This is a genomic window from Devosia insulae DS-56, assembly GCF_000970465.2.
Taxonomy (GTDB): Bacteria; Pseudomonadota; Alphaproteobacteria; order Rhizobiales; family Devosiaceae; genus Devosia_A; species Devosia_A insulae.
This window is the reverse complement of sequence record NZ_LAJE02000253.1, coordinates 1-7,353: the sequence shown is the minus strand read 5'-3', so window position 1 is coordinate 7,353 and position 7,353 is coordinate 1. Positions and strand designations below refer to the sequence as shown.

The 7,353-nt window shown below is 64.3% G+C and carries 5 protein-coding genes; 4 read left to right on the top strand and 1 reads right to left on the bottom strand.

Going from position 1 to position 7,353, the window contains the following annotated elements; genetic code table 11:
* The first annotated feature begins 140 nt into the window (after window positions 1-140).
* Both VW23_RS18030 and VW23_RS18025 read left to right on the top strand, forming a co-directional pair.
* Window positions 141-2,192, top strand: a complete 2,052-nt coding sequence (locus tag VW23_RS18030) for an elongation factor G (RefSeq protein ID WP_069910933.1) — start codon at window positions 141-143, stop codon at window positions 2,190-2,192.
* A gap of 57 nt (window positions 2,193-2,249) precedes the next feature.
* Window positions 2,250-2,546 carry a GIY-YIG nuclease family protein gene (locus VW23_RS18025; RefSeq protein ID WP_069910932.1) on the top strand — a complete coding sequence of 99 codons (297 nt, stop codon included), beginning with the start codon at window positions 2,250-2,252 and terminating at the stop codon, window positions 2,544-2,546.
* Between the two features lie 243 nt (window positions 2,547-2,789).
* Here VW23_RS18025 and VW23_RS18020 read toward each other — a convergent pair whose 3' ends face one another.
* Complete coding sequence (locus tag VW23_RS18020; protein WP_069910931.1) at window positions 2,790-4,106, bottom strand: hypothetical protein; 1,317 nt, start codon at window positions 4,104-4,106, stop codon at window positions 2,790-2,792.
* Between the two features lie 175 nt (window positions 4,107-4,281).
* Here VW23_RS18020 and VW23_RS18015 point away from each other — a divergent pair, with 175 nt between their 5' ends.
* Together VW23_RS18015 and VW23_RS18010 are read left to right on the top strand one after the other, a co-directional pair.
* Window positions 4,282-5,688 (top strand): MFS transporter, encoded by a 1,407-nt coding sequence (locus VW23_RS18015; RefSeq protein WP_425285221.1) that lies wholly within the window; start codon window positions 4,282-4,284, stop codon window positions 5,686-5,688.
* Window positions 5,689-5,696: 8 nt separating this feature from the next.
* On the top strand, window positions 5,697-7,094 hold the full coding sequence (locus VW23_RS18010) for an MFS transporter (protein ID WP_069910930.1): 1,398 nt from the start codon (window positions 5,697-5,699) through the stop codon (window positions 7,092-7,094).
* Window positions 7,095-7,353 lie beyond the last annotated feature (259 nt).

The following is a 7,353-nucleotide window of genomic DNA, read 5'->3' as shown; positions in this document are numbered from 1 at the left end:
ACCTTCCACAGCCCCTGCCCCCCGATTGGCTACGGCCTCCCGCAGCGCTACAGTATCCCCGCGGACGCGCCTCAACGGTGCGAGGACCACGCACCGGGGAGGACGTCGCCAGAGGACAAATCACGAACGAGGAGGAGTAGATGGCAAACGACAACGGCAGACAAGCCGGGCCCCGGTGCATCGCGCTGGTGGGGCCGTTCGCGAGCGGCAAGACTTCGCTGCTCGAAGCGATCCTCATGCGCACTGGGGCCATTACCCGACAAGGCCACGCCAGAGACGGCAACATGGTGGGCGATGCCGCACCGGAAGCCCGCTCGAACGGCATGAGCGTCGAGGTCAACGTCGCCGAAACCGAGTTCATGGGCGACCGCTACACATTCACCGACTGCCCCGGTTCAGTCGAGTTCCAGTATGAATCCCTCGCTGTCCTCGCCGGCGCCGACATGGCGGTGGTGGTGGCGGAAGCCGACCCCAAAAAGGTCGCGGCACTGCAGCTGATCCTCAGGGATCTCGAAGCTCGGAAACTGCCGCACCTCATCTTCCTCAACAAGATCGACAAGCTCTCGGGCCAGGTGCGCGACATCCTCACCATGCTGCAGCCGGCGAGCCGGGTGCCGCTGGTGCTCAGGCAATTGCCGATGACCAAAGGCGGTGTGGTGACCGGCTGCATCGATCTGGCGCTCGAGCGAGCACACGTCTACCACGAGGCCCGGGAGAGCGAGATCGTCGCCCTGCCCGATGGCGAGAAGGCCGACGAAGTCGCCGCGCGGACTGCCATGCTGGAGCAAATTGCGGACTACGACGACGTGCTGATGGAGCAGCTGCTCGAGGACGTGCAGCCGGAAAAGGACCTGATCTTCAAGGACCTGGTCGAGGAGATGCGCGCCGGCAAGATCTGTCCGGTATTCATCGGTTCGGCCGAGCACGGCAACGGCATCACCCGGCTGCTGAAGGCGATCCGCCACGAGGCACCGACGGTGAAGGAAACCCGCGCCCGCCTGGGGCTCGCGGATGGACCGGGCGCCGTGGTGCAGATCATGAAGACCATGCAGACTGCCCGCAGCGGCAAGATGTGTGTGGCCCGGGTGCTCAGCGGCAGCGTTGCCGATGGCGCGACGCTCCGCTCGGTCGACGGTCGCGAGAGCAAGGTCTCGGGCATCTTCCGGGTGACGGGCCAGGAGACGCAGAAGCGCGAAGCGGCCAAGGAGGGCGAAACGGTGGCGCTCGGCAAGGTTGAAGCCGCGCGGACCGGCGATACGCTCGCCTCTGGCCGCATGGTGCCCGACCTGATGCCGCCGCCCGAGAGCATGCCGATGATGGCGATCGCCGTTTCACCTAAAGAGCGCAAGGACGATGTGCGGCTGTCGACGGCGCTGCAGCGCATCCTCGAAGAGGATCCGTCGCTGCATCTGACCCATGTGCCCGAGACCGGCGAAACCGTGCTCGAGGGCCACGGCGAGATGCACCTGCGCGTGGTCGTCGAGCGGATTACCGGACGCTACGGCGTGCCGGTCACCACTTCGGTGCCGCGCATCGCGTATCGGGAGACGATCAAGAAGTCGGCCAACGTGCGCGGCCGGCACAAGAAGCAGTCGGGCGGGCACGGCCAGTTCGGCGACGTAGTGCTGACCATCAAGCCGCTGCCGCGCGGCGGCGGGCTGGGCTTCGATGAAAAGATCACCGGCGGCGTGGTGCCGCGCCAGTACATCAGCTCGGTGGAGGCCGGGGTCCGCGAGTATTTCGGCATGGGCGGCCCGCTGGGCTTCCCGGTGGTCGATGTGGCGGTGACGCTGACCGATGGCTCGTACCATACGGTCGACTCCTCCGACATGGCGTTCCGCCAGGCGGCGCAGATCGGCATGCGCGAAGGCATGCCGCAATGTGAGCCAGTGCTGCTGGAGCCGGTCATGGAGGTGACCGTGCACTGCCCAAGCGAGGCGACGGCGCGCATCAACGCCATCCTCCCCCGCCGCCGCGGCCAGATCGTCGGCTCCGACACCCGCGAAGGCTGGGATGGCTGGGACGACATCCACGCCTACGTCCCGGCCTCGGAAATGCAGGACCTGATCATCGAACTCAGGTCAGCGACCGCCGGCGTCGGCAGCTTCGAACAGGAGTTCGACCACCTGGCCGAGATCGGCGGGCGGTTGGCCGAGGAAGTGGCGAGCAAGTATGGGAGGCAGGTGGCTTAGGCTGGCCCTACGTTGACAGCGTCCACCTGCGTTGATCCGATGGTTCGGGGAGCGCAGGTGGACAAACAGTTCTTCGTCTACATGATGGCGAGCGGCAAGCGCGGCACGATCTACACCGGCGTGACGTCCGATCTGATTGGTCGCGCCTGGCAACATCGAACGCACGCAATCGCCGGCAGTTTTACTGCACGATATGGCGTGACGCAGTTGGTGTGGTTCGAAGAACAGGGCGACGCCGAGGCCGCAATCACGCGTGAGAAGCGGATCAAGGAATGGCGTCGAGCCTGGAAGGTGGAGCTGATCGAAGCCACGAACCCACGCTGGGATGACCTGTGGGACGAGATTGTTGGTTGACTCTCCCCCTGCGGCATCTGCGGTGTGTCTCGATTTTCCACCACCCACCGTCGTCATCCCGGCGAAAGCCGGGACCCACTGCTCGAACGGTAGGGAAGGCAGGGACCGCGCCGGTCCATCACGGCAAGGTCGGATGGTTTCGCGCTAGTTGAGCGTCGGAGCACTGGGTCCCGGCTTTCGCCGGGATGACGGCCGGTGGTTGTGGTGAGATCTGTGCCCAGCACAGACCGCCCTAAGCCCCAGTCACGCCTCGACGCCCACGCCCTTCACCGGCTCCGGCAGGTCCAGCGCCTCGATCTTCGCGATCAGCGGTTCGATCCGCTCGACGGCGTCGATGTGGCGCTGTTCCATGACGAAGTTCACCGTCATGTACTCGCGGCCCGGGCAGAAGGTGGCGATGTTGGAGGCGGGGTGGTAGGCGCCGCAATAGATCGGCTCCATCATCCACTGGGTCACCGGACCGAGCGTGCGGTGCGGCGGCACCAGGGTCAGCACGGTGTCGACGCGGCCCGAAAAGCGCCAGAAGCGCGGGCCGTAGAGGAACGGGAACCAGCTGTGGAGCTTCCGATGCATGGCGAACAGGGCCATGATCTGGGTCTGGAACGCGGTGATGTCCTTGTTTTCGATCTGGCTCACCACGTCATCGACCGAGCGCACATACTCGACGAAATCCGCCTTGTAGGGGAACTTCGCCTGGAGGGCCCGGACGCGGAAGAAATCGTCGTCGGCATCGGTGCGGCGGGTATCGAGCATCGTATAGGCGGCGGCGATCACTGCCTCGTTGAGGCGACGATCGGTGTCCGAATGCAGCGCATGGGTGACGATGGCGAAGTAGAGCGAACGCTGCCGCACGCCCAGCCGGCTCGCCAGCCGGCGCAGCCGGTCGCGGCGCAGCGGCAGGGTCTTGAAGCCGAACGGCTTGTCGGGCGGCGACATGATGTGGGCGAAGAACAGGTGCAGCGACACGCCGATACCGGCCTGCAGCGCGCCTTTGAAGCGGGCGCCGAAGCTGACCTTGTTGTCCTTGTTGGACTGGATGCCGTGATTGGCGGTCTGCGAGCGCGACAGCAGCGCCGAATCCGAACCTTCGAGCACGCAATGGGCGGCGCGCACCTGGATCACCGAGATACGGCCTTGCGCATCAGGGCCATCCTTCAGCGTCGCCGCCATGAAGCGGAACAGCGGCAGATCGGGGTGATCGAAGATATCAGCGCTCTTTGAAAGCCACTTGTCCGGGTAGCCGTCAAAGCTGTCGACCAGCTCCACCGAGGTGATGGCGTCGAGCTGGCTCTCGGTGAAGGGATGCCCCGGGCGCGCGCCGACGAAGCCGTGCGTCAGCTGAGGCGCCAGCGCCACGACCTGCGCTACCAGTTCCTTCAGCTTCTGCTTGTCGAACTTCTCTTTCGAGAAGGCGGTGAAGAAGATCGTGTCCTTGCCGGTGTACAGGAACCACTGGAAATTGGTGAACAGCGCCTGTGGGTTCTTCTGCACTGCTGCAAAGGCAAGGTCGAGCGCCTCGGCATGATTGCTGGCGAAGCTCGACGACGAAAAGCTCTTCATGGTTCAACCCAAACAAAATGTGGTCTCAATAAGCCACGTGTTGGCTTGAGGGGTCAATCGGTTAGGCCCCAAGCGATTAACGACTAAGGGACGTGTTGCGTTGCGGCCCCACGCACCGTAAAGCTCACGCCGATAGTTTCAATCCTAACAGTGCCTCGATCGAGGCTCCCACTCCGTGCGCATCATCCCCCTCGTCCTCGCGGTCGCGCTGTTCATGGAAAACATGGACTCGACCGTCATTGCCACCTCGCTGCCGGCGATCGCGGCGGATATCGGGGCCGAGCCGATTTCGCTGAAGCTGGCGCTCACTGCCTATTTCGTGGCGCTCGCCATCTTCATCCCGCTATCGGGCTGGATGGCCGACCGGTTCGGCGCCAAGAACATTTTCCGCGTTGCCATCGTGGTGTTCATGGCGGGCTCGATCTGCTGCGCCTTCTCGGATTCGCTGCTGACGTTCGTCTTGTCGCGGTTCCTGCAGGGCGTCGGCGGCTCGATGATGACGCCGGTGGCCCGGCTGGTGCTGGTGCGCGCCACGCCGCGCAACGAACTGGTGTCGGCTATGGCCTGGCTCACCATCCCGGCGCTGATCGGACCGATCACCGGCCCGCCGCTGGGCGGTTTCCTCACCACCTATCTCAGCTGGCACTGGATCTTCTGGATCAACATCCCGATCGGCCTCATCGGGCTGGTCCTCGTCACCAAGTACCTCCATGCCGCCGATGGCCGGAACGAGCGACCGGTGGACGTGCCGGGGTTAATCCTTTCGGCCATCACCTTTGCCGGCATCATGTTCGGCTTTTCGGTGATCAGCCTGCCCGCCATCCCCACCGTCGCCGGCTATGGCTCGATCGTCGTCGGGGTGATCGCCGGGCTGCTTTACCTGCGGCATGCCAAGCGCGCGCCGTTCCCGATTCTCGACCCCAGGATGTTCCGGCTGCCGCTGTTCCGGAACGCCATCATCGGCGGCTCGCTGTTCCGCATCGGCATCGGCGCCTTCCCGTTCCTGATGCCGCTGATGCTGCAGCTGACCTTCGGGCTGACGCCGTTCGAATCCGGCCTCACCACCTTCATCGCGGCGATCGGAGCGATCCTCTCGAAGTTCGGCGCCGAAAAGCTCTATGCCGCCTTCGGCTTCCCGCGGACGTTGATGGTCACGGCGCTGCTCGGCTGCACCTTCCTCGCCGTCAACGGCTTCTTCACCCCGGCAGTGCCGCACTGGCTGCTGATGGGTTCGCTGCTGTTCGGCGGCCTCACCCGGTCGTTCTTCTTTACCGGGGTCAATGCCCTCGTCTTCGCTGATGTCGACGAGGCGCACGCCAGCCAGGCCACGGCGATCAACGCAGTGAGCCAGCAGCTCAGCGTCGCAGCCGGTGTCGCGGTGGCGGGCGGTGCATTGGAGATCGCCTCGAACCTCCATGGTGGCGAGCTGGTGCTGGCGGATTTCCACATCGCCTGGTTCGTCGTCGCGGCGGTCGCCATCTGCAGCGCCATCCCGTTCATGCGGCTGCCACCCGACGCGGGTAGCGACGTGTCGGGCCACAAGGCAAAGCCCATCGCCAAGCCGGTTCCGGCAACACTCTGAAAGCTCCAATGTCCGCGCTCCGCCTGACCCCGCTGATCCTCGCCGTGGCGCTGTTCATGGAAAACATGGATTCGACGGTGATCGCGACCTCGCTGGCGGCCATCGCGCACGATATCGGCACCGAGCCGATCGCGCTCAAGCTGGCGCTCACCACCTATATGGTGGCGCTGGCGATCTTCATCCCGGTGTCGAGCTGGATGGCCGACAAGTTCGGCGCCAAGCGGATCTTTGCCTGGGCGATCGTGGTGTTCATCCTCGGATCGGTGTGCTGCGCCATCTCGAATTCGCTGCTGACTTTCGTCTTGTCGCGGTTCCTGCAGGGCATGGGCGGAGCGATGATGACGCCGGTGGCGCGACTGGTGCTGGTGCGGGTGACGCCGCGACAGCAGTTGGTCGATGCCATGGCGTGGCTGTCGATCCCGGGGCTCGTCGGCCCCATCGTCGGGCCGCCGATCGGTGGCTTCATCACCACCTTTGCCAGCTGGCACTGGATCTTCCTGATCAATGTGCCGATCGGCATCCTCGGGATTATCCTCGTCAACAAGTACCTGCCGGAATGGCATCGGAATGAGCCGCGCAAGCTGGACTTCACTGGGTTCCTCCTCGCCGGGTTGTGCTTTGCCGGTCTCGTGTTCGGCATCTCGGTGCTGACGCTGCCGGCCCTGCCCGCGAGTTTTGGCTATGGCTCGCTGTTCCTCGGCGTGGTGGCCGCCATCGCCTACTGGTTTCATTTCCGCCGGACCGAATATCCGCTGCTCGACCTCAGGATCTTCCGCCAGCCGCTGTTCCGGCTGACGATGATTGGCGGAACCATCTTCCGGCTCGGTACCGGGGCGATGCCGTTCCTGTTCCCACTGATGCTGCAGCTCGCCTTTGGTTTGAACCCGTTCGAGAGCGGCATGGTGACCTTTGCCTCGGCGGTCGGCGCCTTCACCATGAAATTCATGGCCGAGCGCTTCATTGCGCGGCTGGGATTCCGCAAGGCGCTGGTGATCGCCTGCACCATCACCGCCGGCGGTGTGCTGGCGATGGGGCTCTACACGCCTGATACCCCGACCCCGCTGATGCTGGCGCTGCTGGTGATCACCGGCTTCTTCCAGTCGCTGTTCTGGACCACCACCAACGCCTTCATCTTCGCCGATGTCGCCGACAAGGATGCCGGGCAAGCCAATGTGCTGAGCCAGGTGAGCGTGCAGCTGTCGCTTGCCTTCGGTGTCGCGATCGGTGGCGGCATTTTTGAGGGCGTGCACCTGCTGCATGGCGGAGCCCCCGGGCTCAACGACTTCCACGTCGCCTTCTGGGTGATGGCAACGGTGACACTGATCTCCGCCCTGATCTTCCTCCGCGTTCCCAGGAGCGCCAACATGCACAGCCACCGGGCCGAGAGCGGCGCTCCGGCCGAGTGATCGGCGGATCATGCGGTTAGGGATTTCGGTTGCCTTGATGCACGCCGCCTTAGCCCACAATGGGGTGAGGACTGGTTATGCGAAACGGGGCTCTGCAAGTCCCCCAAACTCGGTGTCATCCCCGCGAAAGCGCACTACTGTCCGGGATTTTTGGGTGATGGTGGATTGAGGCTGAGTTCCATCTGTCCTTGCATTGAGTTTGGTCGTCGTCGTGGTGGCTGGAAGGCGTTTAGGACGTTGATCCTGAGCAGGGTACGGA